The organism is Arsenicibacter rosenii, assembly GCF_001870735.1.
Taxonomy (GTDB): domain Bacteria; phylum Bacteroidota; class Bacteroidia; order Cytophagales; family Spirosomataceae; genus Arsenicibacter; species Arsenicibacter rosenii.
In genome coordinates this window covers 289,157-313,996 of record NZ_MORL01000004.1, presented here as the reverse complement: position 1 = coordinate 313,996, position 24,840 = coordinate 289,157, and the positions used below count along the sequence as shown (strand labels likewise).

The following is a 24,840-nucleotide window of genomic DNA, read 5'->3' as shown; positions in this document are numbered from 1 at the left end:
CAAAGTCAGCCGTCCTGGCGGATTCGGGTGATAGCTGTTGCATGGCAAGTATGAATAAAGCTGGTCAATGCTTGCGGATCAAAATATAGAAATAGCCGGATAGGGTAAAGAGCAGACACGGGAGCCACACCAACAGTGATGTCTGGCTAAACGATAGGAAAGGGGTGGCCCGCAGGAAGGCTAAGCCAATGGGTAAGGCCAGCATGATAACCACTGATACCGTTAACTCGCTTTGCCTGAAACGGGAATACAGGGCGGCTGCCAGCAGATAGCCCCAGCAGGCGAGAATCAGCAGCGTAATCAGGTTAGCTACTGTAGGTACGAATAAGTAAAGGAATAGCCACATAAGCAGTGGCATAAAGATGGTTCCGTCACCGGTATGGATAAATGCGAACGAACCGGCGGGCAAGGCCGGTTTCCATGAAAAAGATCCGGTTTGAGGTTGTACCGGCGCGCAGAATCAGATCGTGTTTACGGAATTGTTGTGGTGTCAGAAGAGTACTTAGTTCCTGTTCAAAGTTATCGGGCATGGGTTTGATCTGTTGGATCAGCGCAAAAAGTGTCTGCATAGGCTGGCTGGATCGGAAAAAGTAAAGGCAAGCTTATGCTTGCCTCAACAAAAAAAGCCGGAAAGGAGAATGAACGCGACTATTTGCCGCCGAACAGACCGCCCAGCAAGCCACCAAGGCCACCTGCCTGCTGACCGCCGCCTGTGTTGCCGCCGCCCATTAAACCACCGGCCACGCGCATCACATCGCTCATATCCAGTTTTCCGTCGGCCATGGCGGTAGATGCCATGCCCATCCAGTCGATATTGCCGGCATTCTGATTGCCTGTAGCGGCGCCCATGATGCTGCCCACATCAACACTTGAATCGTTCGGGTCGGTTGCTTTGGTAAAAAGTTTGCTGAGTACCATCGGGACAACAGTTGCGGCAATGCCTTGCGCAACTGTCTCCGAAACACCAAGTTTGCCCATCAGATTGCCGACGATGTTGCTGACCATGCCGTTAACCATCGGATTGGAAGCAGACACACCGCCGCCCTGGCCTAAAATGGTGCTTAGCAAACCACCAATGTTGCCGCCTTGGGCTTGCTGCTGCAAACCGTTGGTAATACCGCTTAATACGGTTTCGATAGCGGCTTCATTATGCTGGTTAGGGATGGCTGGGTTGTTAACAATGGCGTCGCCGGATGATTCGCGCACCAGATTCAACAGGGTTTCTAACATGAGTGTAACTGTTTTTAGGGTTAAGCCCGGTTTATACGAATATTGAGAACAGGCCTAAAAATAAATGAAAAAAGACACAGCAATCAGCATATCTGTTTAATTTGCTGTAAAGCTTTTCGATCTTATGACGGACAATACCGAAAATAGTAACATATCCGAAGAAGGAAATAACCAATTAGAATCTCAGGTAACGCCTTTGCTTGAAAACGTCTTATATCCCAGTGAATCTGACGAGGCTGTTACCTACGTAACCTGCTACCTGAAGCAGGAAGAGCCCTTAACCGTCAGTCAGATTAAAGAATGGCTGATGCTGCCGCCTTCGGTTTACGTTGAAGAATCGACAACGGATTGGTTCTGGGAGCCGGTAACGACAGAACAGGACTGGTACGGCGATGAAGAAAAGGCACGTACCGCTACGTACCGCCGGATTCAGGAAGCACTTGCGTCGCTGACGGACTGTCAGGTATTCCGCGTGGGCGATACGGAGGTGGATGTATACCTGCTGGGTCGTTTGCCCGACGGGTCCGGCCGTGCCGGTCTGAAAACCCGCGTTATCGAAACCTAACACCAATGGGCTGGTCCATGCCTTCGTTCGGGCGACCCCACGTGGCCGCCCATGTTGTTATCATGTGGCCAATCCAAAAGATGTTGCGTCCCATGAGCATAGCATAACAAAAAAGGCGGGCCATGTCGGCTCGCCTTTTTTGCATCTGGAATGACCAGTGTTTGTGTCGGGCGCTCACGTGGACGTGATGAACTCAATTCGGGGAATCGGGCGCCCACGTGGACGTGATGAACTTAATTCGGGGAATCGGGCGCTCACGTGGACGTGATGAACTCAATTCGGGGAATCGGGTGCCCACGTGGACGTGATGAACTTAATTCGGGGAATCGGGCGCCCACGTGGACGTGATGAACTCAATTCGAATCGGGCGCCCACGTGGACGTGATGAACTCAATTCGAATCGGGCGCCCACGTGGGGGCGCCCCTACTTGACTTTGTCAACAATGGCTTTGAACGCCTCGGGATGGTTCATGGCCAGGTCAGCCAGAACTTTGCGGTTCAATTCAATTCCCGATTTGTTGAGGGCACCCATCAGGGCTGAGTATGACAGACCGTTGATGCGGGCACCAGCGTTGATACGCTGAATCCAGAGAGCACGGAAATCCCGTTTCTTGGCGCGACGGTCGCGGTATGCGTACTGTAAACCTTTTTCAATAGCGTTTTTCGCTACTGTCCAAACGTTTTTACGCCGGCCGAAATAACCTTTGGCCAGCTTCATGAATTTTTTCCGGCGTGCGCGTGACGCAACGTGATTGACGGAACGTGGCATTTTGTAATAGTTGTTTTTTGACTGCCGGTGGCATTAGACTGCACTTAAGACCGACCATCGGGTGAAACGTTAAACCAGGAGCGGTGCTCCTAATAATTTAGCAGGGTACAGACGCCGGCAGGCGGCGCTACCCAATCGGACAAACCGACAATTACACTTTCAACAGAGCCTTGATCCGGTCTTCGTTGCTGGTATGAACCAGTGACGTATGAACCAGATTGCGCTTCCGCTTTGTGCTTTTCTTAGTCAGAATGTGACTGTGGAAGGCATGCTTCCGCTTGATTTTCCCGGTGCCTGTCAGCTTGAAACGCTTTTTGGCTGCCGAGTTTGTTTTTAATTTAGGCATTAGATTGAACCGCTAAATGTAAAAAAGTAAACAGGCCGCAAAGATACGGAAAAATAAAGAAAGGGAGAAGCAATGCTTATCCGGAAAAATTAAAAACTTTCCCTGAAAGCGTCTGCTTCTCCCTGCTCCTGATCAAACAGGTTATTTTTTTATCACTTGCTTAGGCGCCACGAAAATGCTCATGCGCTTACCTTCAAGCTTTGCTTCTGATTCTAGTTTGCCATGCTCTTCGAGCCCTTTTGCAAAACGATCGAGTAACTGGAAGCCGCGTTCTTTAAAAACGATAGCCCGGCCAACAAACTGAACGTATGCTTTTACTTTCGCTCCTTCCTTCAGGAAGTTGATGGCGTGTTTTAGTTTGAATTCAAAGTCATGGTCATCGGTGTTCGGGCCGAAACGAATTTCTTTGATAACAACTTTCTGGGCGTTTGCCTTTATTTCCTTCTGCTTTTTCTTTTGTTCGTACTTGAACTTAGAATAATCAATGATGCGGCAGACAGGAGGGGTTGCGTTAGGCGAAATTTCTACCAGATCAAGGTTTTGTGCCTGTGCCATGGCTTTCGCCTGCTGGATATTGTAAATACCTTGCTCTACGTTTTCTCCGACAACCCGCACTTCACGGGCCTGGATACGATCGTTAATTCGGTAGGGTTCTTCAACCACGCGACGTGGTGGCCTGCGCTGGGGTAATGCCATATAAACTGGTTAGTGATACAAATATTTCCCTGATAACGTCAGGTCCCGTGAAAAGTTTCGGGAAAATACTGAATTTGTTAATTCAGCGCAAATTTTATCAAGGATTACAAATCAGGTATCAGTAGCTTGTCTGTCAGGAGCAAGCTGCTGATACCCTCTCTTATTTATTAAACTTTTACTTCCGCTTTGAAAACGTTGACGAACTCGTCGATGGTCATGCTGCCTAAGTCGCCCTGACCTTTCCGGCGTACAGAAACCTTGCCTTCGGCCTGTTCCTTCTCACCAACGATGAGCATGAACGGTACCTTGGTAACTTCCGCATCCCGGATTTTCCGGCCGATTTTTTCGTCGCGGTGATCCACAAAACCACGGATATCCTGCTCCTGAAGGATAAAGAACAGCTCGTTGGCATAGTCTTCAAACTTCTCGGAAATCGGCAGAATAACGATCTGTTCCGGCGACAGCCACAGCGGGAAATTACCGGCGGTGTTTTCGATCAGAATCGCGATAAAGCGCTCCAGTGAACCAAACGGCGCCCGGTGAATCATAACCGGACGATGCTTCTGGTTGTCGGCACCGGTATATTCCAGCTCAAAGCGGTTCGGCAGGTTATAGTCGACCTGAATCGTGCCTAACTGCCACTTCCGGCCCAGCGCATCGCGTACCATAAAGTCCAGTTTCGGACCGTAGAAGGCGGCTTCGCCAAGTTCGGTTACGGTATTGAGGCCTTTTTCGGCGGCAGCTTCGATGATGGCCGATTCGGCTTTTTCCCACAGATCGTCGGAGCCGATGTATTTGCCCGGCTCGTTCGGGTCGCGGAGCGAAATCTGCGCGCTGAAGTCGTCAAAGCCCAACGACCGGAAGACGTAAAGCACCAGATCAATTACCTTGATAAACTCTTCTTTTACCTGATCCGGGCGGCAGAAGATGTGGGCATCGTCCTGCGTAAAGCCCCGCACCCGGGTCAGGCCGTGCAGCTCGCCTGACTGCTCGTAGCGGTATACGGTCCCGAATTCGGCCAGTCGCAGCGGCAGGTCGCGGTAAGACCGTGGCTTCGACTTATAGATTTCGCAGTGATGCGGGCAGTTCATGGGCTTGAGCATGAACTCTTCGCCTTCTTCCGGCGTATGGATCGGCTGGAAGGAGTCTTTGCCGTACTTATCCCAGTGGCCGGAGGTTACATACAACTGCTTACCACCAATGTGCGGTGTTACAACGGGTGAGTAACCGGCCCGTACCTGTGCCCGGCGCAGGAAGTTTTCCAGACGTTCGCGCAGCAGGGCTCCTTTGGGCAGCCACAGCGGTAAGCCCTGACCAACCTTTTCGGAGAAGGTGAAGATTTCCAGCTCTTTACCCAGCTTACGGTGGTCCCGCTTTTTGGCTTCTTCCAGCCGGTGCAGGTACTCATCCAGTTCCTTCTGTTTGGGGAACGTGATGGCATACACCCGCGTCAGCATTTTATTTTTTTCATCACCGCGCCAGTATGCACCAGCCACGTTCATGATTTTGGATGCCTTGATAAAACCGGTGTTCGGGATGTGCGGACCGCGGCACAGGTCGGTGAAATTGCCCTGGGTATAGAACGTAATGTTGCCATCCTGAAGGTCCTGCAACAGCTCTACCTTATACGGATCGCCTTTTTCTTCGAAATAAGCGATGGCTTCGTCTTTCGGCACGGCTTTCCGGACGTAGGCATTTTTCTGACGGGCCAGTTCCAGCATTTTGTCTTCAACCTTCTTGAAGTCTTCCTGCGAAAAGTGCTGACCGTTCAGGTCGATGTCATAATAAAAGCCGTTTTCGATCGGCGGACCGATGGCGAATTTTACGTTCGGATAAAGCGATTCGAGTGCTTCGGCCAGTAAGTGGGCCGATGAGTGCCAGAACGTAGACTTACCTTCAGGGTCATTCCACGTCAACAATTGCACCGTAGCATCGGCATCGATCGGAAGCGTTGCATCCTGAACAATTCCATTAACCTTGGCGGCCAGCACATTGCGGGCAAGGCCTTCGCTGATACTGGTGGCAATGTCGAGGCTGGTACTTCCTTTGGGGTATTCCCGCACGCTTCCGTCGGGGAGCGTCACACGGATCATTACGTCCTGTGCAGTCATAGTTATAAATAGTTAATCATTCATACGGTACCACCGGCCATAAAGGACTGATGGTACCCTACTTAATTTTGTCCGATTGGTTTGATGGTTCGGTTAATTGAGTCACCACGGCTTGGTATCCGTGTCCGCGACGGCAGGGCCTGAATGCGTAACCGCGCCGTGTCGGCCGGATTAATGGCCGGCGTATTGTTATCGGTTCCTCCTGTCGTCTGCTGGCTGTTGTAATAATAGCCCATCTGCCGGCGTTGCGCCCGGTATAAGCCGGCTACGGCCAACTGATCACCCGGATCGAGCTGACTGGCTTTGGTATACGACGCAATGGCTGCGTCGAGCTGACCAACCTGTTCCTGGCACTGCCCGATGTAGGTATCAATCCGCGGGTAATCCGGTTTATACTGTTGTACTTTCTGGAAATTAGCCAGCGCCGGAAAGTAACTCTTCCATTTCTGGTAAATCAGACCCGACTGAAAATGAGCCTGATAGTAGTTGGTCTGTAATTTTACGGTTTGCCGGTAACAGCCCAGGGCTTCTTCCAGTTTCCCGCCGCTCTGCAGGGTGAGGCCACGGGTATACCAGAGTTCTGCATTATCAGGGAAATAGGTAGATGCCTTTTCGTTGTAGGCAAGTGCCTGCTCTATGTTACCCAGCGCGCGATAAATATTCGACAACTGATTATAGGTAGCCAGATAGCGGGGCTTCAGGCTGAGCGAATGTTCGTAAAGGCTGATTGCCTTGCCGGTATCCCCCTGATAGGCCGTAATAATCCCCTGGAAAAAATACGCTTCTCCGTCATAGGGGGCCATTTGCAGGGCACGGGCAATGTGCAGCCTTGCTTTACCGAATTGCTTTTGCTGCTGGTATAAATCGCCCAGAATCGTATAAAGCTCGGGGGTGTCGACGCCCAGAATCTCAGCCCGCTGTGCATTTTCAAGCGCCTTCGGGATTTGCTTCATGAGGCGGTACACCTGCGACCGGATCAGATAAAAACTACCGACGTTGGCATTACGGCTGATGGCTTCATCAATATCTTCGAGCGCTTCCTGTCTTTTCTCCATAGAAAGATACAGGGCAGCTCGTTTGGCGTAAGCGTAGGGAGAAGAGGATTGATTGATAGCCCGGGTCAACGCACGTAAGGTGGCTTCGCTGCGGCTGCTGTCGGCCCAGTCGGGCAGGGGAGGAATACGCGCCTGGCGGCGTTCGTTATCGCCACAGGCTACCAGTGACAGCACCAGCCCAATTAATACTATGTATTTAAAAGCGTCCCCAAGGCACATCCGGTTTAACTGACAAAAAAAATTGTAAGACAGGATTACAGGCTGAACAGGATTTTTAGTACCAGATACCGTCCTGTAATCGTGTCCGGTAATAAACGTGTTATTCACCTTCCGCAAAGATACGTCTTTTAAATGGAAGAAAACCGATAAAAGACACCAAGTGGCAGGCGTTTCTTGTGTGAATCGTTCAGAAACAGTTCGCCCCATTCTGCTTTGGGCTGGTTTCCGAAGTGTTGCTGAATCAGGTTGTCGAGGATAAGTGCCGAAAAACCAAGTGAATACAGGTTGATGATAAAAAAGAAGTTTGTTTTATCGAGCAATTCTGCACAAGACTGCAACAGCGTATTCAGATGTTCTTCGAGCACCCATTTTTCGCCTTCCGGACCGCGTCCATAGGCCGGCGGATCAAGGATGATGCCATGGTAGGTATTTCCACGGCGGGCTTCGCGGCGGGCAAATTTGAGCGCATCTTCGACAATCCAGCGGATGTTTTCGAGCTGGCTGTTTTCCATATTTTCACGCGACCAGCTGATCACCTGCTTCACCGCATCAACGTGGGTGACGTCTGAACCGGCCTGACGGGCGGCCAGGGAGGCGGCTCCCGTATAGGCAAACAGGTTGAGCACCTTCGGGCGTTCGACACCCTGCTGACGCAGCGCCTGAATCCGGTCATGGATAAAGGTCCAGTTGGTTGCCTGTTCCGGAAAAATCCCCACGTGCTTGAACGTCGTCAGGGCCAGCTTAAAGCGTAAATCAAGGCCTTGTTGTCTGAAATTAATCATCCACGGAACTTGCATGCCCGGGCTGATGGTCCAGTCACCGCGCTCAGGCGATTGTTTGTCGCGTCGGAAAGATGCGTCGGCCAGCCGTTTCCATTCCTGTTCGGAAAGTGATTTGTCCCAGATGGCCTGCGGTTCGGGCCGGGCGAGTGTATAGCGGCCGAACCGCTCTAATTTTTCGAAATTACCGCTGTCCAATAGTTCGTAATCCGGCCATGGAGCGGGTGTTAACAGTTGCATAGGCTTGAGATGAGGTTACTGAAGACCCATGGCCAGGATCAGTTCAAACTCGTCGGGTTTTACCGGCATAACCGATAAGCGCGACTGGCGGATCAGTGAGATGTTGCCGAGCAGCGGCTCTGCCTTGATTTGTGCCAAAGTAACGGGCCGGGCAAAGGCAATTTCAGGAATGAGCTCGACCACCACCCAGGGAGTAGGCTTGCCGTTTGCCGCCGGCGGATCGGTCGGATCGGGATAGGCTTCGCGGTCAACAAGGGCCAGACCCACAACGGCCATCCCCGTAACGCTGTGATAAAATAAAACCTGATCATCTTTCCTCATGGCGTTCAGGTTGTTGCGTGCCTGATAGTTCCGGACGCCGTCCCAGATCGCGCGCCCTTCCCTGACAAACCGATCCCACGAATAGGCATCGGGTTCTGATTTAACTAACCAGTAGTTCAATGGAACGTAAAATGAGTTAATAAAACGGGGCATCCGTCAACCGGTGCCCCGGGATTTAATCAATAATAATCGTCGTTGTCGTAAGCGCCGCCGAATTCATCATCATTGTAGTGGCTCGACATTCCGGCGCTTTTGAACGTCAGTGCTTTCCGCAGAATGGCAATCTGCCCGGTATGATAGACATCGTGGTTGATCATCCCATGCAGCAGGTCATAATAGGTATAGGGCCGGCCTGGTACAATGTCTTCCAGAAATTCGTCGTCGTCCCGCTTGTCAAGTTCGTTGATGAGTTCTTCCTGGCTCAGACTCAGTTCCATCTGAAGCGCTTCCCACTCAAAATCGTCGATTTTATCAGGCAGCGAACCGAAATTTTTCTCCGGTGTCAGGATATCAAACGCCGGGTCACCCTGCATTTTTTTTACTGTGAAAATGCGCCAGCTGGTCATGTGAAAAACCAGTTCGGCAATCGAGTGTGTATTCGGGGTAATGCGTCGGCCGGCCATATCCGGCGTTACGTCCCGCAGGACTTCCACCACCGAAGGGCCATGCCAGGTTTCTTCACTCTCGTAGGTTGTATTTAAAAGATCGATGATCCGTATGAGTTCGTCGTTTTGAGCAGTTTCCATGAAATAAAGAGGTTGCCAATGGGATTGTATAACATCCCGCCATCAAATAATGTGCAAAGTTAAGGCAATAATTAATGGTTTGTTTATCGGAAAATGTACAGAATTAGCCCATGATATGGAATTCTGACGGGAACGGCAGCTTTATGTTCAAAAAAAGTTATTGATCGTTAAACCTTTGATTGTGTGTTTCGTCTAACTATCAGACATTGATTTTGATCACATAAAGCCATGAATACGCAACGGAGTGCCCGCGTTATTTTCCGGATTTTACTAAGTGTACTAGGCCTGTCCGTTGCCTCCGGTGCAATGGCGCAGACCAGCTACGACCCGCTGTATGGCGGTCAGCCCCAGCCCGGCTATGGCTATGACCAGCCCGGCTACGATACCGGTTATGATCAATATGGCGACTATACAGTAGACCGGCCGGTTGACAGTTTTTATGATGAACTCAGCCCGTACGGACAGTGGGTCAACACACCGGAATACGGTCGTGTCTGGATGCCGCGTGTCGAACCCGGCTTTCAGCCTTATGCGACCAACGGCCACTGGGTCATGACAGAATACGGCAATACCTGGGTTTCTGACTATGCCTGGGGATGGGCACCGTTCCACTATGGCCGCTGGTATTCTGACGCCTACCGTGGCTGGGTATGGGTACCGGGCCGTGAGTGGGCCCCTGCCTGGGTTGCGTGGCGGTCGGGTGGCGGTTATTACGGATGGGCACCGCTGGGCCCTGGTCTTAACATCAGCCTGAACGTAAATATCCCTTACAACTACTGGGTGTTTGTGCCCCAGATGTACATTACCAGTCCACGGGTCTACAGCTACTGTCTGCCGCGGAACAACTATGGCGCGTTTTTCAATAATACGGTGATTATCAATAACTATCACCGGTATAATAACCGCACGTATTATTATGGACCAAACCGCCGTGATATCGAATATGTGACCCGTCGTAGCGTACCGGTTTACCGCAGCCACGAAGTATACCGTTCGGGAGGCTATTCACGGAATAATAACAGCTGGTACGAACGCCGTGGTGGCAGCTACAGCACAAACAACGGCTGGCGCAATAACGGCCCTGACAATTATCCGTCGCGGGGGCAGTCAAACCGGACCGGTACGTATCCGGGTCCTTCGCGTGATATGAACGACGGGGCACGTGCGTATCCCGGCAACGGTAATAACGGCCGTTATCAAAGCCCGAATGCTCCTTCGAACGGTGGGTATGACAATAACCGGGGCCGGTACCAAAGCCCGGACGCTCCCTCGAACGGTGGCGCCGACAATAACCGTGACCGCAGTCAGCGGCCTGAGTATCAGCCGCAGGACAATGGCCAGACCACCACGCCTGACCGTCGCAGCGAATCGGGCTGGGGCCGGCGTGATAACGGTGGGTTCCGTGGCCGGCCGGCCGATGCCGGATCGAACAATACCGGTGGCTATGGCGGCGACGCACAGCGGGGAGGACAGCCCTCACGCCGGTATGAGGCTCCGGGTCAGCCAACCATGCCTCAGGCAGGCGGGGGAGGTCGTCAGGAGTCCGGCGGCGGACAATATCAGCAGCGCGGTGGCGGACAGGAACAACGTTCGGCGCCCAACCCGGACCTGGGCGGCGGTCAGGGCGGAAACGGCCGCCGCGGACCAAGATAATTTTCATGAGAAAGTAGAAAGTAGCGTTGCGGAAACGCCGGACGGGTAACCTGTCCGGCGTTTTTTTGTGTCTGCGGGGCAAACACTTCACGGATTATTTCTGCCTGTTCGTCTGGTCTGATTGTCGTTTCCGCCAGATGAACGCTGGTTTCATGACGTTGTCGCCAGAGTTTTGTCCAGTCATCCGGTAAAAGGGTGCCGGATACAATTCAAACAACAATACTCATGAAAAAAGTACTCAGAATCATTGGCCTTAGCATCGGTGGATTCGCGCTGATTGTGGCCGCGTTTTGTGCGTATTTGTCGGTATGGCGGATGCGTACGTATGCTCCGCCGGTTACGCCCGAAATCCACGTCGACGTAACGGAAGCCCGGGTGGCGCTCGGATCGTTTTCCGGTACAGGCATCGAAGAAGGAAGCGCCTCTGGCTGCGTATAGCCTGGTCGCCAAACGGCTGCCATGGACCGTACTAAAACCCGGCAACTATCCTGAGCAGCTGATTCCGATGCCCGACACCACCAATCCGGTGCAATTTATGACTACCTGAAACCAGTACCGAAACTGAAGAATAACATCGCGCAGAAAAATACAGCCGCGCAGCTGGCTGCTAAATAGCCACTTTGTTAACGGACATCAGCAAAATCAATTTATAAACAACAAATCAAGGGGGATGCCCCGCACATAACATGAAACGTATACTTTTTTCAGTAGTAACAATGGCCATGCTCTGTATGAATTGCCAGACGAAAGACAATGTAATTCCCGGTGGCAGAATGGATACCGGGGCGGTCGGGAAATGGATGTATGGTTCCTTTGCCATGAGTGAGTTCTGGTCATACGACGGGGCCTATCAGGGGAATCCGTTTGAACTGGCTGTCGTGTTTGACTTTAAGGAAAACGGGACCTATGAAAAATATTTTGTGGCCGCGACCCGTGATTACAGCAACTGCCGGACAGAGGCGTTTTCGTACGAAAAGGGGAGTGTTGACTTCGATCAGGCTAACGGGTCGTTCACAACAAAGCCGGCCGAAGGCAAATACCGCGGCTTTTATTCCTGCATTCCGGGTAAAAACGTAAACCGGCCTATGGAACGCTCTGAACTAAAGGTTCAGACCTATTACTATACCATTCAAAAAGGGAGTAACGGGAAACAAAACTTTGTCGTGCGCTTTAATAAAAACGACACAAACGTAAGCACGTTTCTACCGACCTCCTGGTAATAAATGTCTTTACGGATGCTATCCAGACTAATGCCGTCCGTATCAGGCTTCTGAGCAGGAGCCTGATACAGACATTTCAGAGCGTGTTCCCGGCGTGTTTGCTACTTACCGGTGAAACTGATGCGGATCAGCAAAAGACATAGCGACATACCAGCCAACTGCTATCAGATTTAGTATCAACAGCTGGTTACTTGTTCATTTATAAGTCTATGTTGGGTTATTGTTAATATGCAAAAATATATTTTGTTAAACAATAAATAGTTAAAATAATATTATGCGTAATCAAGGTGTTGCCATGTTTTGTAAACAATGATACTCGTCAGGAATTAAAAAATATTAACTCTTTTTAATCTGAATACCTGCATTTTTTAATATAGTTTTAATATGAGTCTACTTGGAATATTATTCTGTATATTTGTGTAAAATCAAAATTTATGATTGTTAAAAACAGGTTAATGCGAATTTGTTGAATGGTTTTGAGGGAGTTAATTTGCCGGACAACACATTTTCTTAACTAACCAAACAATCATGATGAGATCTTTATTTGTGAGCATGCTGCTAGTGTGTTCACTCTTTGCCACGGCATGGGCGCAGGAAAGGAAAATTGTCGGCAAAGTGACCAGCTCAGAAGACGGTGCACCTTTGCCTGGTGTATCTATTTCGCTGAAAGGGAGCAGTAAAGGCACAACAACAGACGCTAATGGTACGTATACCTTTTCGGTACCGGAAAAAGGAGTAGTTGTTTTTAGTTTTGTAGGCTTTGCGCCAAAGGAGATTGCGGTCGGCGCTCAGTCAGAACTGAACGTGGCGCTGGTCTCCGATTCCCGGTTGCTGAATGAAGTCGTGGTAACCGGTAGTGGGGTGGCCACAAGTAAGGCCAACCTGGGGATTGCGGTAGAAAGTATCTCGGCCGCAAAACTGCCGCAGACACCAACCGCTTCAATTGACCAGGCGTTGATCGGGAAAATTCCCGGAGCGCAGATCTCGTCGGTCAGTGGTAACCCCGGCGACCCTGTCAACATCCTGCTGCGTGGTATTAACTCCGTGCAGGGAGGCACCAAACCGCTGATCATGGTCGATGGGGTACAGGTAGCCGCCACGGATATCAATTCACTTGATCTGAGCAACGTCGACCGGATTGAGGTGGCTCAGGGGGCTGCTTCAGCGTCTATTTACGGGGCACAGGGCGCCAACGGGGTTATTCAGATCTTCACAAAAAAAGGGAAAAAAGGCCGGACGGCCATTAACTTCTCGACAAGCTACTCGACAAACGAGTTCCTGAACACCGGCAACGTACACAAGGCCGATAAGCATCCGTACCTGACCGATGCCAGCAACAACATCGTGGATTCGAAGGGAACTATTCTGGACTATACCGAATATGGGGCTATCTCCGGCATTTCGTATCAGTATGGCGGGGCTACCCGGTATGCTATTCAGGATATCCGCAACGATGCCAGCAAGGCCTACAATGCCAATCTGAAGTATTATGATCACTTCAAGCAGGTGTTTCAGACCGGTCGCACCGCCAACAATACGCTGAGCATTTCCGGTGCGTCGGATAAGAGCGACTATAACATTTCGGTTGCCAACAACCACACAACATCGCCGATCCTGACAAAACAGAACGGATATGTTGATCGCAGCAACGTATCGGTAAACCTGGGTACGGAGCTGTTCAAAAACTTTACCATCCGTTCGTCGACGCAGCTGGTGTACACCAAGAATACACTCAAGCCCGGACTGGGGGCCGTTTTTGGTACAGGAACCGGTAATGTCGGCTCCGTCTACGGCTTTCTGAATACCTCCCCGTTCTTTGATCTGACCCGCACGCTGGCCGATGGTACCTATCCGGTTTATCCGACGGCCGACTTCCTTAGTGTGAACGCCGGTAACCCGTTCTATCAGGCGGCGTATACGGATGCCGTCAATAACAAGGTAAACGCGATTCAGAACTTCAACGCCAACTATAAGGTGAATAAGTTTGTGGAGCTGGATGCTAAATATGGTATCGACTACCGTACCGAAACACTGCGTCAGACGTATTACAACCAGTCGCAGAACGGGAGCTCGGAGTATTACGAATCATGGGCCAGCAACTTTGCGCCGGATAATAAGGGAGAGATCAACAACTATGTGTATACAAATACGTTCCAGAACTTCCTCGGTACGGCCTACATCCGGACCAACTTTAAGGACGATTTCAACATTGACCTGCCTATTCAGACCAGCACCCAGATTACGTTCGATTACCGCAAAAACAAGTCGTCTGAGTATAATACATACGGCATCGGCCTGAGTACGGCACCACCGTATAACATTGCCGCAACCAAGTCACAGGCAGTGGATAAAGATATAGTAACTCCCTTTATTACATACGGGTATCTGGTCAACCAAAAAATTGACTTCGGTGATTATGGCGGGCTGACGGCCGGGTTCCGGAGTGACTGGTCATCGGCTTTCGGGGGGGGCTCAACGCCATTTACGTTCCCGCACTTTGATGCGCACGTAAATCCGCTGTCGTTCCTGAAAAACAACCCGATCGGCAATTCAATCCCATACTTTAAGTTACGGGCCGCGTATGGCGAGGCGGGTATTCAGCCCAACGCTTTTGACCGGTATCCGGTGTTAAGCCAGCAAAACCTGGGCTCGTCGCTGGTTTATACTATCCCGACAACCACGAAGAATCCGAATCTACAGGTAGAGGTGTCCAAAGAACTTGAGATCGGTACCGATTTTACCGTCAATACCAATCCTGGCGGAGCCTGGCTGCGGCAGGTAAATGCCAGCCTCACGTACTGGAAACGCAAGAGCGGTAACGTCATTTACACCGTGAGCGTACCGCCGTCGCTGGGGTCTACCGGTCAGCTGACCAATGCCATTGACATGTCATCAACGGGGGTTCAGTTCTCACTCGATATACCGGTCTTTAACGCCCGTGGCTTTAAGTGGGATTTTACGACAAACTTCGGCCATCAGGTATCTAAGATCGACGCGATTTCGGGCGGAGCCGACATCATCCTGACTACATCAGCCGGCAGTACGGCCCTGGTACTGACACCGGGTCAGCCTATCGGTCAGATTTACGGCTATAAAGCACTGACCAGTCTGGATTATAAAAATCAGGAAGGACAGCGTTACATCGCTGCGAGCGACGAAGGTAAATACACCTTAGTGGATGGCCGTGTCGTTGACAAATCGACCTATCAGATTCAGTTTACTAACCAGACGTATGCCTTAGGTAACCCGAATCCGAAATTCAATGCTTCCTTTATCAATGGGTTTACTTACAAGGATTTTGTATCCCTGAATTTCCAGTTTGACTGGGTATATGGCAGCCACCTGTATAACCAGACCAAAGAATGGATGTATCGTGACGGTATCAGCGGCGACTTCACCAAACCAGTAACCATCGACGGCAAAACAGGCGCTTATACGGCTTACTGGTCAAGTGCATATTATGGTCTTTGGGGAAGCTTACGTGGTGCCGGTAACAACGCGACAAAGGATTTCTTCTTTGAAGATGCCTCATTTGTCCGGTTGCGGAACGTATCCCTGGCATTCGATCTGGCCAAAGTGATCCAGACACCGTATCTGAAGAAAGTACAGCTCGTGTTTACAGGGCGTAACCTGCTGACGTTTACGAAGTACACAGGGTATGATCCGGAAATCAGCTCGGGTGCGTCGAACTCTTCATTCGACCGGGGCGTCGACCACAGCACACTGCCCAACACGAAGTCGTACCAAATCGGCCTGAACATCGGGTTTTAATCATTAATTCTTCAGACTATGAAACTGTTTAATAAACATACATTTTATACTTCCGCTCTCTGTACTGCCCTGTTATTCAGTAGTGTGTCCTGTAAGGATCAGCTCGATGTCGGTAACCCGAATGCGCCGACACTGGCGGCTAACGTGAATACCGAAACCGGTCTGTACCAGTTTGCGCAGGGGGGCGTCTACATCAATGGTTTCCTGAACGGAGACGGCTGGCTGGGAAACAGCTATTTCTCCCTGCCATGGGGCTACAGTGAACTGATGGCCGATATGGTTGGCGCCGATGCATCTAACAACCAGGTAACGACCATCGGGCAGCCGGATTACATTATTCTGGACGATGGCACCAAACAAACCAACTCGGCACCGCAGGTGGGCATTATCCGGGCCTATAACAGCCGGGCGGCCACAGGCGCAGGTAACAACGCCATCTATTACCAGTGGCTGAACATGTATTCGCTCAACAACGCCTGTAACCAGGTGCTGGCTCTGGTAGACGGCATTCCGTTTACCGGCGATAAAGCTTCGAAAGCCAACACGGTAAAAGCCTGGGCCTACTGGTGGAAAGGGTATGCCTATGCCTCAATCGGCTCCATGTACTATGCCGGCCTGATTCAGGATGAAGCCGGTAAGACCAACAGCAATTACGTGTCGCACGATGCCATCATTGATGCCTCGAACAAATATTTCAATCTGGCGGCGACAACGCTGGGGGCTGTCACCAGTGCTACGGATTATACAGAAGCCTTGTCAGCCATGATTCCGGAAGCCAATCAGGTTGGTCTGGGAGCAGTACCGGGTATTGCCGAATGGAAACGCAGCATCAATACCATGCTGGCCCGTAATATTCTGGTAAACAAGCTGGCTCCGTTTGTAAAAAGCAGCCTGGGTGCTACGATCTCAAAATCGTCGATGTCGGCGATGACTGCAGCCGACTGGAATAACGTGTTTACGCTGACTACCAACGGGATCCAGAAAGGGGATAACGTATTTACCGGCCGCAGTACCTCGTCGAACTCGTTTTTCTCCCCGTCGGGCGGAACGGTGGCGTCGCTTACATCAGGGGTCAATACCTCAACGACCTTTAAGATCAGCGAGCGCTTTATGCAGAACTACAATACGGGTGATCAGCGGGTGGCCAACAACTTTAACACCGCCACGACCTATAAAAACAACTACATCTATACAACCCGCTATAGCATGATTGCCGACGGTAAAGGGTTGTCAGGGGTGTATGTGTATGGTAGTAAATCGGCTGGTGCGATTGAGGTTTACATTGCCGGCAGCTACGAAGAAAACGCACTGATGCTGGCCGAAGCCAATATCCGCCTGGGTAAAACGGAAGACGGGCTGAAACTGATTGATGCGGTACGTACGGCACAGGGAGCGGGTGTTGCTGCCGTTGCCGGTAAAGGGCTGACCGCCGCCGCCGCCATGAGCGAGCTGACCAAAGAGCGCCGTGTGTCGCTTTTCAGCCGTGGCCTGGCCTACTACGATAGCCGCCGCTGGGGCTGGACATACGATATCTCCGTCGGTGGTGGTAGCTACGGAAACACCGTGGTGACAACGGCCGGTGTGGTGAACAAGAACGTTACGATCAGCTATAACTTCATGGACTACTGGGATGTACCGGCCGACGAGGCTGAACTGAATCCGACGACGTCGAGTGTAGCAACCCGCAACCCGAACTACTAGCGGGTAAGGTTAACACACAGCCTGTAGCTGACCCGTGGAGCCGGTTTAATCAAACCGGTTTCCACGGGTTTTTCGTTTGGGAATGCTACCGGGCTACCGGCGTAAAGCCGTGTTGCCGCCCGATTTCGAGCATAAACGGAAAGGCCTCTTCCATCGTATTGGCCACTTTACCATCCAGAATAGCTTCCCGGATAATGACTTTGATGTTGCCGACTTCGCGCGACGGTTGTAGTCCGAAGGTCTCCATAATCAGCTCACCGGTAATGACCGGCTGGAAACTCCGGAGTTTATCCCGTTCTTCAAGGTCATACAGTTTCTGTTCGACCCGTTCGAAGTTCCGGAGGTGTTTCTGCACCTTTTCGTAGTTTTTCGACGTAATGTCGGCGCGGCAGAGTGTCATGAGCGCTTCCAGATCCTCCCCCGCATCGAACAGCAACCGGCGCAGGGCCGAATCGGTAATCTGCTCTTTGACGAGGGCAATCGGCCGGAGGTGGAGCTTTACCAGTTTCTGCACAAACCGCATTTTTTCGTTCAGCGGGAGCTTCAGGCTCCGGAAAATGCCGGGCGTCATGCGCGCGCCGAGGTCTTCATGGCCGTGAAACGTCCAGCCCACCCGCTTGTCGAAACGTTTGGTAGCAGGCTTGGCAATGTCGTGCAGCACTGCCGCCCAGCGCAGCCAGAGATCGTTGGATTGGGCGGCCACGTTGTCGAGTACCTGCAGGGTATGGAAAAAATTGTCCTTGTGTCCTTTGCCTTCCACGAATTCGGCCCCTTTCAGCGCCACAAAGTCGGGGAAGAAGCGTTGTAGCAGGCCGGCCGCATCCAGCAGCCGGAAGCCATACGACGGTTTGGCCGACAGGATGATCTTGTTCAGCTCATCCGTAATCCGTTCCTTCGAGACAATATCGATCCGCTCGTTCATCCGGATAATGGCGTCGAACGTATCCGGATCGATGTCGAAATTCAGCTGGGTAGCAAACCGGATGGCGCGCATCATCCGCAGCGGATCGTCGGAAAACGTAATATCGGGATCCAGCGGGGTTTTAATCAGCTTGCGGCGGAGATCAGCCAACCCGTCAAAGGGGTCGATCAGCTCACCGAAGTCGGCCTGATTCAGGCTGATGCCCATGGCGTTGATCGTGAAATCGCGCCGGTTCTGATCGTCTTCCAGCGAACCGTCTTCCACAATCGGCTTCCGCGATTCGGCGCGGTAAGATTCTTTGCGGGCGCCTACAAACTCCACCTCCCAGACGTCATTTTCGTCGGTAAGGCTGGTTTTGAGCATGGCCGTGCCAAAATTTTTAAATACCGAAACGGGTACGCCCGCTTCCCGTCCGACGGCTTCGGCAAGATCGATGCCGCTGCCGAGACAGACAATATCTATATCCTTAGAAGGCCGCTTCAGCAGCAAATCCCGTACGAATCCGCCGATCACGTAAGCCCGCACATTCAACTGATGCGCTTTCCGGGCAACGAGACCGAAGATAGGATTTGTCTGTAAGGTTTCTGAAAAATTCATACGTACTGTGGGTCTGTAGCCAGCTGTTTTCGGGACAGCCGTACGGAACCGGCCTGCGGTTCCGGATTGACCGCTATTTTCTGATAAACTCAATTTCGCCCGTTGCTCCCAGTTTCAGGATACGGGGCAGGTGAACTTTGTTGGGCAGTACCCCGAAATGGCCGCTAACAGCCGATTCGGCTACTTTCGGGAGCTGCGTTTTGCCGAATGAGAGTGTGAGCAACCCACGGCCGAAGCCACCAATCAGGCGCTGAATTTCGGGGTTCAGCGCTTTCCGGATAGCAATCGGCGCTTCCGGACCGGCTTTTTGGGAGATGTTTTTCCCTTTCTCAAAAATGACGATAAGTGGTTTCTCCGAAAAATCAACCAGTTCCCAGGCGATGTCGGGGAGTTTGGCAACATACATCACCAGCTGGTCGGCGTGCTGAATCACCAGTGAAAGGTCGGTACCGGTTTCCTGCTGAATGGCGAGCAATTGCTCAACGGCGTTATCATTAATCGGGTCGGCCGCAACGGACCATCCGGTTTCGTCGGCGATGGCTACTAACTGGCCCTGGCGCAGGGCATAGCTTATATCACGTGCAGTTTGTGTCATATCCTTGTTTAAACCCACAAAGGTACGGGAAGTTCAGACATTCGGGGCAGGATCGGAAAGAATAGATGGCCAGGACGGTCGCCTGTGTAACCTGTAGCCGGTTCGCAAACACTAATTGAGTAAAGATCCGTACACTCTATAAATACCTTATTGCTGATTTAACGTATGTATTGTAACTTCCACCACCCTGCTTCATAACTTATCTATATGTCTGTTAGCTTTTTAGAAAGGGTTAGGCCGGTTTCGTCGGTTTGGTAGCCTGATGCCCCTGATGCGTGAACCTGTTTGTTAACGCCTGATGGAGATTGTGTATACATAGTCACTCATCAGTGGTTTTTCGGAGTATAATGCCATATGTATTGTGTAATTTAGGACTAACATCTGTAATGAATTTATGCGCGCTCTTTTCTTCGGATGTATCGGGTCTTTTGTCGTAGCCTTTTCGCTGAGCCTTTCGACTGCAATGGGGCAGGCAGCCCAACAGCTTGATTCATTAGCCAACCGGCTTAGCGGCAGAGTCTATGATTCGGCCTATGTCGATACGCAGAATCGGTACAGCTGGCAACTCCTCCAGCATTCCGGATTTAAGCGGGCCGATTCCGTCTTCAGGGAAACCGAACGCTTAGCCAACCGGATTGATTACCCTGCCGGCCTGCATCAGATGTATTATAACCGGGCGCTTAGCCTATACTATCAGGATCAGTCGGCCAAAGCGCTGGCCCATGTGCAAAAGGCCCGTGCGCTGGAGCAGGCTTATCCGAACCGGATTCCGGTTCAGCACCGGCCAATGCTCCTTAGTCTGACGGGCGTACTCTATTTTGCCAATCATGCGTATGCGCAGTCGCTTCATTATTACCTGGCTGCCATAAAACTTGCCGAACAACGGCATATTACCTACCGGATTACGCCCGCCTACCTGGGTGTTGGCAACGTACTGAAGGTAATGAATAAGCCGGATCAGGCCCTGAGTTACTATCAAAAAGCCCTGGATGTTTCCCGCCTGGAGCCGGAGCCGCGCATGCGGGTATTAGCGGAAAATCACATGGGAGATGCCCTGAGCGAATCGGCCAGGCCCGACTTTCCCAAGGCGCTGATTCACTACCTGAACGCGCTACCTGTGGCCGAACGCTATGGGGTGCGGGGGCCTTTGTCAGACGTACTGACCAATATTGGCCGCGTGCATCTGGTCCTGGGGCATTACCAGCAGGCCCTTCGCTTTCTGAAACGTTCCGAAGTTATCTGCCGGAAAGACTCACTGAGCGATCAGTTAGGCGCTGTTTACTGGATTGCCGGACAGGCCTATCAGGCCCTCCGGCACTATCCCCTTGCTGAAAAAAATCTGCTGAATGCCCTGCAAATTGCCCGTCAGATTGGTGATGCCGACGAAACCCGGAAGCGAATGCAGACACTTGCCGGTTTTTATCAGAAAAGTGGCCGATACGAATTGGCCTACCGGTATGAACACCAGACTGCGCTCCTGAATGATTCTCTGTTTAATGTGCAGGCCGCCCGACATACGCAGGAACTGACAACAAAGTATGAAACCGCTCAGAAAGAAAGCCAGCTTAAACTTTTACGGGCCGAATCGGCTCAGGCCCGGCTGCGTACCAGTGCTATCCTGATTGGTGCCATCTTGCTGATGCTGCTGGCCGGTGCTGTAACAGCATATCTGCTGAACAGGGCCCGGCTTCGGCGGCTCGAAGAAGCCCAGCGGCTGCGGCAGCAGATTGCCCGGGATCTGCACGATGAAGTGGGCAGTACGCTGAGCAGTATTTCCCTTCTGAGCGGCCATACCGATAAGTTGCTGAGCGAAAACCGGCCGGAAATGGCGCAGCGCATGGTTCAGAAAATATATACCGATGCCCGGCAGATTCTCGAATCCATCGACGAAATCATCTGGACCATCAACCCCGGTAATGACTCATTGCAACGGATCATGCAGCGGTTGCGGGAGTATGCGCAGCCCTTGATGGAATCGAAGAATATTCGCTTTACGTTTGATACCGATCAGTTGCCGGAATCGCTGCCGATACCAATGGATGTACGGAGAAATCTGTATATGATTGGTAAGGAGGCGATTAATAACCTGGTAAAATATGCCGATGCCACAGAAGCAACTGTCCGGTTTGAAAAGCAGACAAACCAGCTGGTTGTCCGGATTGAAGACAACGGAAAAGGCTTTGATACCGAAGCCGTGAGCATACGAAACGGCCAGCAAAGCATGAAACGACGTGCGGAAGAGATGGACGGGCAGTTGATCATTACCTCGCGTGCCGGGCATGGGACGGCATTGCAGCTGACCGTAGGCTTAGCCTCTACGCTATAATCGATTACTTAACTATTTATGAAAAAAGCAGTACTGTTTTGTCTGTTTGCGGGCCTGAGCCATATCGTTTCTGCGCAGCAAGCAACCATCGACAGCCTTCGGCGGGTGCTCCGAAGCCATCCGCAGGCGGATACGTTCCGCGTCAACCGGCTGAATGACCTGACCAATATCTGGGGGCTGCCGTTTAGTCAGTATGATTCACTGGCTGCTGAGGCCCTGACCCTTTCCCGTAAACTGGGGTATACCGAAGGCCAGGCCAAAGCCTTATTTACGCGCGGCATGCTGCTGTATTCGATGAACCGAAATAATCCGGCGGCTACCGATAAGGCGAAACAGGGGTTTGCCTGGCTGGAGGAGGCCGTCCGGCTGTCGGAATCGACCGGGAATAAGCCGCAGACGGTTCCGCTGCTGACTGGCCTGGCTGCTGCGGTACGGATGAGTAATACCGAAAAAAAACAGGCGTTTGCCTATGATCGCCGGGCGCTGGCACTCGCTACGGCACTGCATGATCAGCGGATGATGGCGGATTGTGAACGACTGCTGGCCATGGATTATGAAATGGTCGACGGAAACTATCCGGCAGCGCTGGCATGGAACATGCAGGCGCTCCGGCGTGCGCAGGCGATTCCGTGTCCGGAATGCCAGCTGTTTCCGTTACGGGCGATGGGGCATTTGTATACTGTGCTGAATGATCACAGGCAGGCGGTATCGGTGCTGAACCAGGCGCTCCGGGTGTGCCGGCAGCAGGGTGGTGAAGCGGGCCGCCATATGGAATTTTATGTCCTGTCATCGCTGGGGACGGCCTACGAAGCACTCAGCCAATACCCGAAGGCATTACGGGCGTTTGACGAGGCCGTGGCTGTCCGGAAAAAAGAGTATCCCGAAATAACCAATACGATATTCGATACGCGGTTAACGGCAATTTATGCAGCTATGGGTCAGAACCGGGAGGCTATTGCACATGGTACGCGTGGCCTCGTAAAGGCGAGGCAGGACGAAAACGACTGGTGGACCGCCGAAATTTCATCGACACTCAGCGAGGTCTATCGTCGGTTGAACCGGCCCGACAGTGCCCTTTTTTACGGGAAGCAGGGGTTTGCCGTTGCCATGCGGACGCATAAAAAAGACCTGATCCGGGATGCCAGTGAAGCCCTGGCTGTTTTGTATGCCAGCCAGAAAAAGTTCGGTCTGGCCTATCAGTACCAGACCTTGTTTTACACCTATCGCGATAGCCTGGTCAATGAGGAAGTAACCCGAAAGGCGGCAGCCGCGCAGTATGCCGGTCAGCTCAAGGATCAGAAGGCCAGAGTGGCAGTACTTACCCGTGAAAACGAGCTGGCTGCCTGGCAGCGGAATGGTATTCTGGCGGGAGCAGCCTTGCTGCTGTTGCTGGCGGGAGCGGTGGCGGCCTGGCTGCTGAACCGTTCGCGGTTGCGGCGCCTCCGGGAAGCCCAGCGGCTGCGGCAGCAGATTGCCCGGGACCTGCACGACGAAGTAGGCAGTACGCTGAGCAGTATCTCTTTGCTGAGCGGGCATACCGACCGGTTACTGAGCGAGAACCGCCCCGAAACGGCGCAGCGCATGGTTCAGAAAATATATGCCGATGCCCGCGATATTCTGGAATCCATCGACGAAATCATCTGGACCATTAACCCCGGCAATGACTCAACCCAACGAATCATTCAGCGCTTGCGCGATTATGCCCAGCCCCTGATGGAGTCGAAAAATATCCGCTTTACGCTGACGGCTGAGCCGGAAATCGAGCTGCTGCCGATTACGATGGAGGTACGCCGGAATCTGTACCTGATTGGTAAAGAGGCGATTAATAACCTGGTGAAATATGCCGACGCTACTCAGGCGACCGTCCGGTTTGAGCGTCGGAAAGACCAGCTGGTGGTGATTATCGAAGACAACGGGCGTGGGTTCGATACCGGTCAGGCGAGTATCCGGAACGGGCAGCAAAGCATGCAGCAACGGGCGCGGGCCATGGACGGCGACTTCTCGGTTAGGTCGAAACCCGAGCAGGGAACAACGCTTACCTTATCTGTTCCGATCATATAATTATCCGATAGACGGTTAACGGGGCTTGGTTTACCTTTGTTAACAAAACTGTAATGTTCCACTGCTGACTGCTGCCAATATGATACGGGTTTCCATCTACGACGATAACCATTCCCTGCGTGATACGCTGGCGTTACTTATTGACGCTACCGACGATATGCTGTCGAAAGGGCTGTACGACAATGCCATGCGGGTTGTTGACAATGTACGGGAAGACATGCCGGACGTAATACTGATGGATATCGACATGCCGGGACGGACGGGTATCGAGGCCGTAAAATTGCTGCGTCAGACCAGTTACCAGCCTAAAATACTGATGCTGACGGTATTCGAAGAGCCCGACCGGATTTTTGCGGCTATTTCAAACGGAGCCGTCGGGTATTTACTGAAAAAAACACCGGCCGACGAGATCATTGATGCCATCCGGACGGTCATGAACGGTGGAGCAGCCATGACCCCGACAGTAGCCCTCAAGGTGTTAGCCTCCTTTCAGCAGCCAAAACCCGTAAAACTGGAACTGACCGACAAGGAACAGGCCGTGCTGCGTCGCCTCGTTGAGGGCGACAGTTACAAGCTCATCGCCTACCACTGTGACATCAGCATGGGAACCGTCCGGACCCATATCTGCAATATTTACGAAAAACTGCACGTCAATTCAAAATCGGAGGCTGTGGCCAAAGCGTTGAAAACGGGCTTGTTCGGATAAGCAGAAACGCGTTTTTTGGGGCGATTGTTGCTTAAATTTGAAGGGCATAAACCCCCAACTAATCGAATACATGCATGCTCTCATCAGATCAATACCACATGCGGAAGCAATACGGTGAGATGTTCGGCAAGTGTCCGCTGCTGCATGGCAAACTGGTAAACCGGATGGTGACCGGCAACACGAGCATTGATCACGAGCAAGAAACGTGTAG

Annotated in this window: 22 protein-coding genes; 9 read left to right on the top strand and 13 right to left on the bottom strand. The window is 51.9% G+C overall.

Annotation, left to right across the window (positions count from 1 at the left end; all coding sequences use genetic code 11):
* Positions 1 to 64: 64 nt before the first annotated feature.
* The 3 genes from BLX24_RS10295 to BLX24_RS10285 form a co-directional block, all read right to left on the bottom strand.
* Positions 65 to 346 (bottom strand): hypothetical protein, encoded by a 282-nt coding sequence (locus tag BLX24_RS10295; protein WP_071503038.1) that lies wholly within the window; start codon positions 344 to 346, stop codon positions 65 to 67.
* Positions 347 to 371: 25 nt separating this feature from the next.
* Positions 372 to 569 carry a cyclic nucleotide-binding domain-containing protein gene (locus tag BLX24_RS10290; protein WP_071503037.1) on the bottom strand — a complete coding sequence of 66 codons (198 nt, stop codon included), beginning with the start codon at positions 567 to 569 and terminating at the stop codon, positions 372 to 374.
* Between the two features lie 79 nt (positions 570 to 648).
* Positions 649 to 1,230, bottom strand: a complete 582-nt coding sequence (locus BLX24_RS10285; RefSeq protein ID WP_071503036.1) for a hypothetical protein — start codon at positions 1,228 to 1,230, stop codon at positions 649 to 651.
* 124 nt (positions 1,231 to 1,354) lie between these two features.
* Between BLX24_RS10285 and BLX24_RS10280 the strand changes: the two genes are divergently transcribed.
* The gene (locus tag BLX24_RS10280; RefSeq protein ID WP_071503035.1) at positions 1,355 to 1,795 is read left to right on the top strand and encodes a nuclease A inhibitor family protein; all 441 of its coding nucleotides are present in this window, start codon (positions 1,355 to 1,357) and stop codon (positions 1,793 to 1,795) included.
* 424 nt (positions 1,796 to 2,219) lie between these two features.
* Here the strand turns inward: BLX24_RS10280 and rplT are convergent, their stop codons facing one another.
* From rplT to BLX24_RS10240, 8 genes are all read right to left on the bottom strand, one after another.
* Positions 2,220 to 2,564: a 50S ribosomal protein L20 gene (gene rplT / locus BLX24_RS10275; protein ID WP_071503034.1), complete on the bottom strand. Its 345-nt coding sequence runs from the start codon at positions 2,562 to 2,564 to the stop codon at positions 2,220 to 2,222.
* 151 nt (positions 2,565 to 2,715) lie between these two features.
* The gene (rpmI, locus tag BLX24_RS10270) at positions 2,716 to 2,910 is read right to left on the bottom strand and encodes a 50S ribosomal protein L35 (RefSeq protein WP_071503033.1); all 195 of its coding nucleotides are present in this window, start codon (positions 2,908 to 2,910) and stop codon (positions 2,716 to 2,718) included.
* A 141-nt stretch (positions 2,911 to 3,051) separates the two neighbouring features.
* Positions 3,052 to 3,606, bottom strand: coding sequence for a translation initiation factor IF-3 (gene infC / locus BLX24_RS10265; protein WP_071503032.1), 555 nt, complete (start codon positions 3,604 to 3,606; stop codon positions 3,052 to 3,054).
* Between the two features lie 167 nt (positions 3,607 to 3,773).
* Positions 3,774 to 5,717 (bottom strand): threonine--tRNA ligase, encoded by a 1,944-nt coding sequence (thrS, locus tag BLX24_RS10260; RefSeq protein ID WP_071503031.1) that lies wholly within the window; start codon positions 5,715 to 5,717, stop codon positions 3,774 to 3,776.
* A gap of 62 nt (positions 5,718 to 5,779) precedes the next feature.
* Entirely contained in the window at positions 5,780 to 6,991 is a 1,212-nt protein-coding gene (locus tag BLX24_RS10255) for a tetratricopeptide repeat protein (RefSeq protein WP_071503214.1), read from the bottom strand.
* Between the two features lie 128 nt (positions 6,992 to 7,119).
* Positions 7,120 to 8,010 (bottom strand): RsmD family RNA methyltransferase, encoded by an 891-nt coding sequence (locus tag BLX24_RS10250; protein ID WP_071503030.1) that lies wholly within the window; start codon positions 8,008 to 8,010, stop codon positions 7,120 to 7,122.
* A 15-nt stretch (positions 8,011 to 8,025) separates the two neighbouring features.
* Positions 8,026 to 8,451, bottom strand: a complete 426-nt coding sequence (locus BLX24_RS10245; RefSeq protein ID WP_071503213.1) for an EVE domain-containing protein — start codon at positions 8,449 to 8,451, stop codon at positions 8,026 to 8,028.
* Positions 8,452 to 8,510: 59 nt separating this feature from the next.
* Positions 8,511 to 9,077, bottom strand: coding sequence for a DinB family protein (locus tag BLX24_RS10240; RefSeq protein WP_071503029.1), 567 nt, complete (start codon positions 9,075 to 9,077; stop codon positions 8,511 to 8,513).
* A 228-nt stretch (positions 9,078 to 9,305) separates the two neighbouring features.
* Between BLX24_RS10240 and BLX24_RS33610 the strand changes: the two genes are divergently transcribed.
* From BLX24_RS33610 to BLX24_RS10215, 5 genes are all read left to right on the top strand, one after another.
* On the top strand, positions 9,306 to 10,730 hold the full coding sequence (locus BLX24_RS33610) for a DUF6600 domain-containing protein (RefSeq protein ID WP_071503028.1): 1,425 nt from the start codon (positions 9,306 to 9,308) through the stop codon (positions 10,728 to 10,730).
* A gap of 225 nt (positions 10,731 to 10,955) precedes the next feature.
* Positions 10,956 to 11,168 (top strand): hypothetical protein, encoded by a 213-nt coding sequence (locus BLX24_RS10230; protein ID WP_071503027.1) that lies wholly within the window; start codon positions 10,956 to 10,958, stop codon positions 11,166 to 11,168.
* A 248-nt stretch (positions 11,169 to 11,416) separates the two neighbouring features.
* A complete protein-coding gene (locus BLX24_RS10225; protein ID WP_071503026.1) occupies positions 11,417 to 11,950 on the top strand; it encodes a hypothetical protein in 534 nt (177 codons plus the stop codon).
* 528 nt (positions 11,951 to 12,478) lie between these two features.
* Positions 12,479 to 15,721, top strand: coding sequence for a SusC/RagA family TonB-linked outer membrane protein (locus BLX24_RS10220; protein ID WP_071503025.1), 3,243 nt, complete (start codon positions 12,479 to 12,481; stop codon positions 15,719 to 15,721).
* An 18-nt stretch (positions 15,722 to 15,739) separates the two neighbouring features.
* Positions 15,740 to 17,422, top strand: a complete 1,683-nt coding sequence (locus tag BLX24_RS10215; RefSeq protein WP_071503024.1) for a RagB/SusD family nutrient uptake outer membrane protein — start codon at positions 15,740 to 15,742, stop codon at positions 17,420 to 17,422.
* Between the two features lie 85 nt (positions 17,423 to 17,507).
* Here BLX24_RS10215 and BLX24_RS10210 read toward each other — a convergent pair whose 3' ends face one another.
* Both BLX24_RS10210 and BLX24_RS10205 read right to left on the bottom strand, forming a co-directional pair.
* Positions 17,508 to 18,941 carry a CCA tRNA nucleotidyltransferase gene (locus BLX24_RS10210; protein WP_071503023.1) on the bottom strand — a complete coding sequence of 478 codons (1,434 nt, stop codon included), beginning with the start codon at positions 18,939 to 18,941 and terminating at the stop codon, positions 17,508 to 17,510.
* Positions 18,942 to 19,014: 73 nt separating this feature from the next.
* Complete coding sequence (locus BLX24_RS10205) at positions 19,015 to 19,536, bottom strand: L-threonylcarbamoyladenylate synthase (protein ID WP_071503022.1); 522 nt, start codon at positions 19,534 to 19,536, stop codon at positions 19,015 to 19,017.
* Between the two features lie 394 nt (positions 19,537 to 19,930).
* On the opposite strand from BLX24_RS10205, the gene BLX24_RS10200 reads away from it, so the two are divergent.
* The 3 genes from BLX24_RS10200 (at position 19,931) to BLX24_RS10190 (ending at position 24,629) form a co-directional block, all read left to right on the top strand.
* Positions 19,931 to 21,862, top strand: coding sequence for a tetratricopeptide repeat-containing sensor histidine kinase (locus BLX24_RS10200; RefSeq protein ID WP_071503021.1), 1,932 nt, complete (start codon positions 19,931 to 19,933; stop codon positions 21,860 to 21,862).
* Between the two features lie 18 nt (positions 21,863 to 21,880).
* On the top strand, positions 21,881 to 23,923 hold the full coding sequence (locus BLX24_RS33605) for an ATP-binding protein (protein ID WP_071503020.1): 2,043 nt from the start codon (positions 21,881 to 21,883) through the stop codon (positions 23,921 to 23,923).
* A 79-nt stretch (positions 23,924 to 24,002) separates the two neighbouring features.
* Positions 24,003 to 24,629, top strand: a complete 627-nt coding sequence (locus BLX24_RS10190) for a response regulator transcription factor (RefSeq protein ID WP_071503019.1) — start codon at positions 24,003 to 24,005, stop codon at positions 24,627 to 24,629.
* Positions 24,630 to 24,840: the final 211 nt, after the last annotated feature.

Bases quoted from the DNA above. Each gene is read 5' to 3' on its own strand.
- BLX24_RS10190 (WP_071503019.1), top strand. From the start codon at position 24,003: ATGATACGGGTTTCCATCTACGACGATAACCATTCCCTGCGTGATACG.
- BLX24_RS10220 (WP_071503025.1), top strand. From the start codon at position 12,479: ATGATGAGATCTTTATTTGTGAGCATGCTGCTAGTGTGTTCACTCTTT.
- thrS (WP_071503031.1), bottom strand. From the start codon at position 5,717: ATGACTGCACAGGACGTAATGATCCGTGTGACGCTCCCCGACGGAAGC.
- BLX24_RS10210 (WP_071503023.1), bottom strand. From the start codon at position 18,941: ATGAATTTTTCAGAAACCTTACAGACAAATCCTATCTTCGGTCTCGTT.
- BLX24_RS33610 (WP_071503028.1), top strand. From the start codon at position 9,306: ATGAATACGCAACGGAGTGCCCGCGTTATTTTCCGGATTTTACTAAGT.
- BLX24_RS10200 (WP_071503021.1), top strand. From the start codon at position 19,931: ATGCGCGCTCTTTTCTTCGGATGTATCGGGTCTTTTGTCGTAGCCTTT.
- rplT (WP_071503034.1), bottom strand. From the start codon at position 2,564: ATGCCACGTTCCGTCAATCACGTTGCGTCACGCGCACGCCGGAAAAAA.
- BLX24_RS10250 (WP_071503030.1), bottom strand. From the start codon at position 8,010: ATGCAACTGTTAACACCCGCTCCATGGCCGGATTACGAACTATTGGAC.
- BLX24_RS10215 (WP_071503024.1), top strand. From the start codon at position 15,740: ATGAAACTGTTTAATAAACATACATTTTATACTTCCGCTCTCTGTACT.
- BLX24_RS10285 (WP_071503036.1), bottom strand. From the start codon at position 1,230: ATGTTAGAAACCCTGTTGAATCTGGTGCGCGAATCATCCGGCGACGCC.
- rpmI (WP_071503033.1), bottom strand. From the start codon at position 2,910: ATGCCTAAATTAAAAACAAACTCGGCAGCCAAAAAGCGTTTCAAGCTG.
- BLX24_RS33605 (WP_071503020.1), top strand. From the start codon at position 21,881: ATGAAAAAAGCAGTACTGTTTTGTCTGTTTGCGGGCCTGAGCCATATC.
- BLX24_RS10280 (WP_071503035.1), top strand. From the start codon at position 1,355: ATGACGGACAATACCGAAAATAGTAACATATCCGAAGAAGGAAATAAC.
- BLX24_RS10225 (WP_071503026.1), top strand. From the start codon at position 11,417: ATGAAACGTATACTTTTTTCAGTAGTAACAATGGCCATGCTCTGTATG.
- infC (WP_071503032.1), bottom strand. From the start codon at position 3,606: ATGGCATTACCCCAGCGCAGGCCACCACGTCGCGTGGTTGAAGAACCC.
- BLX24_RS10240 (WP_071503029.1), bottom strand. From the start codon at position 9,077: ATGGAAACTGCTCAAAACGACGAACTCATACGGATCATCGATCTTTTA.
- BLX24_RS10295 (WP_071503038.1), bottom strand. From the start codon at position 346: ATGTGGCTATTCCTTTACTTATTCGTACCTACAGTAGCTAACCTGATT.
- BLX24_RS10205 (WP_071503022.1), bottom strand. From the start codon at position 19,536: ATGACACAAACTGCACGTGATATAAGCTATGCCCTGCGCCAGGGCCAG.
- BLX24_RS10255 (WP_071503214.1), bottom strand. From the start codon at position 6,991: ATGTGCCTTGGGGACGCTTTTAAATACATAGTATTAATTGGGCTGGTG.
- BLX24_RS10290 (WP_071503037.1), bottom strand. From the start codon at position 569: ATGCAGACACTTTTTGCGCTGATCCAACAGATCAAACCCATGCCCGAT.
- BLX24_RS10230 (WP_071503027.1), top strand. From the start codon at position 10,956: ATGAAAAAAGTACTCAGAATCATTGGCCTTAGCATCGGTGGATTCGCG.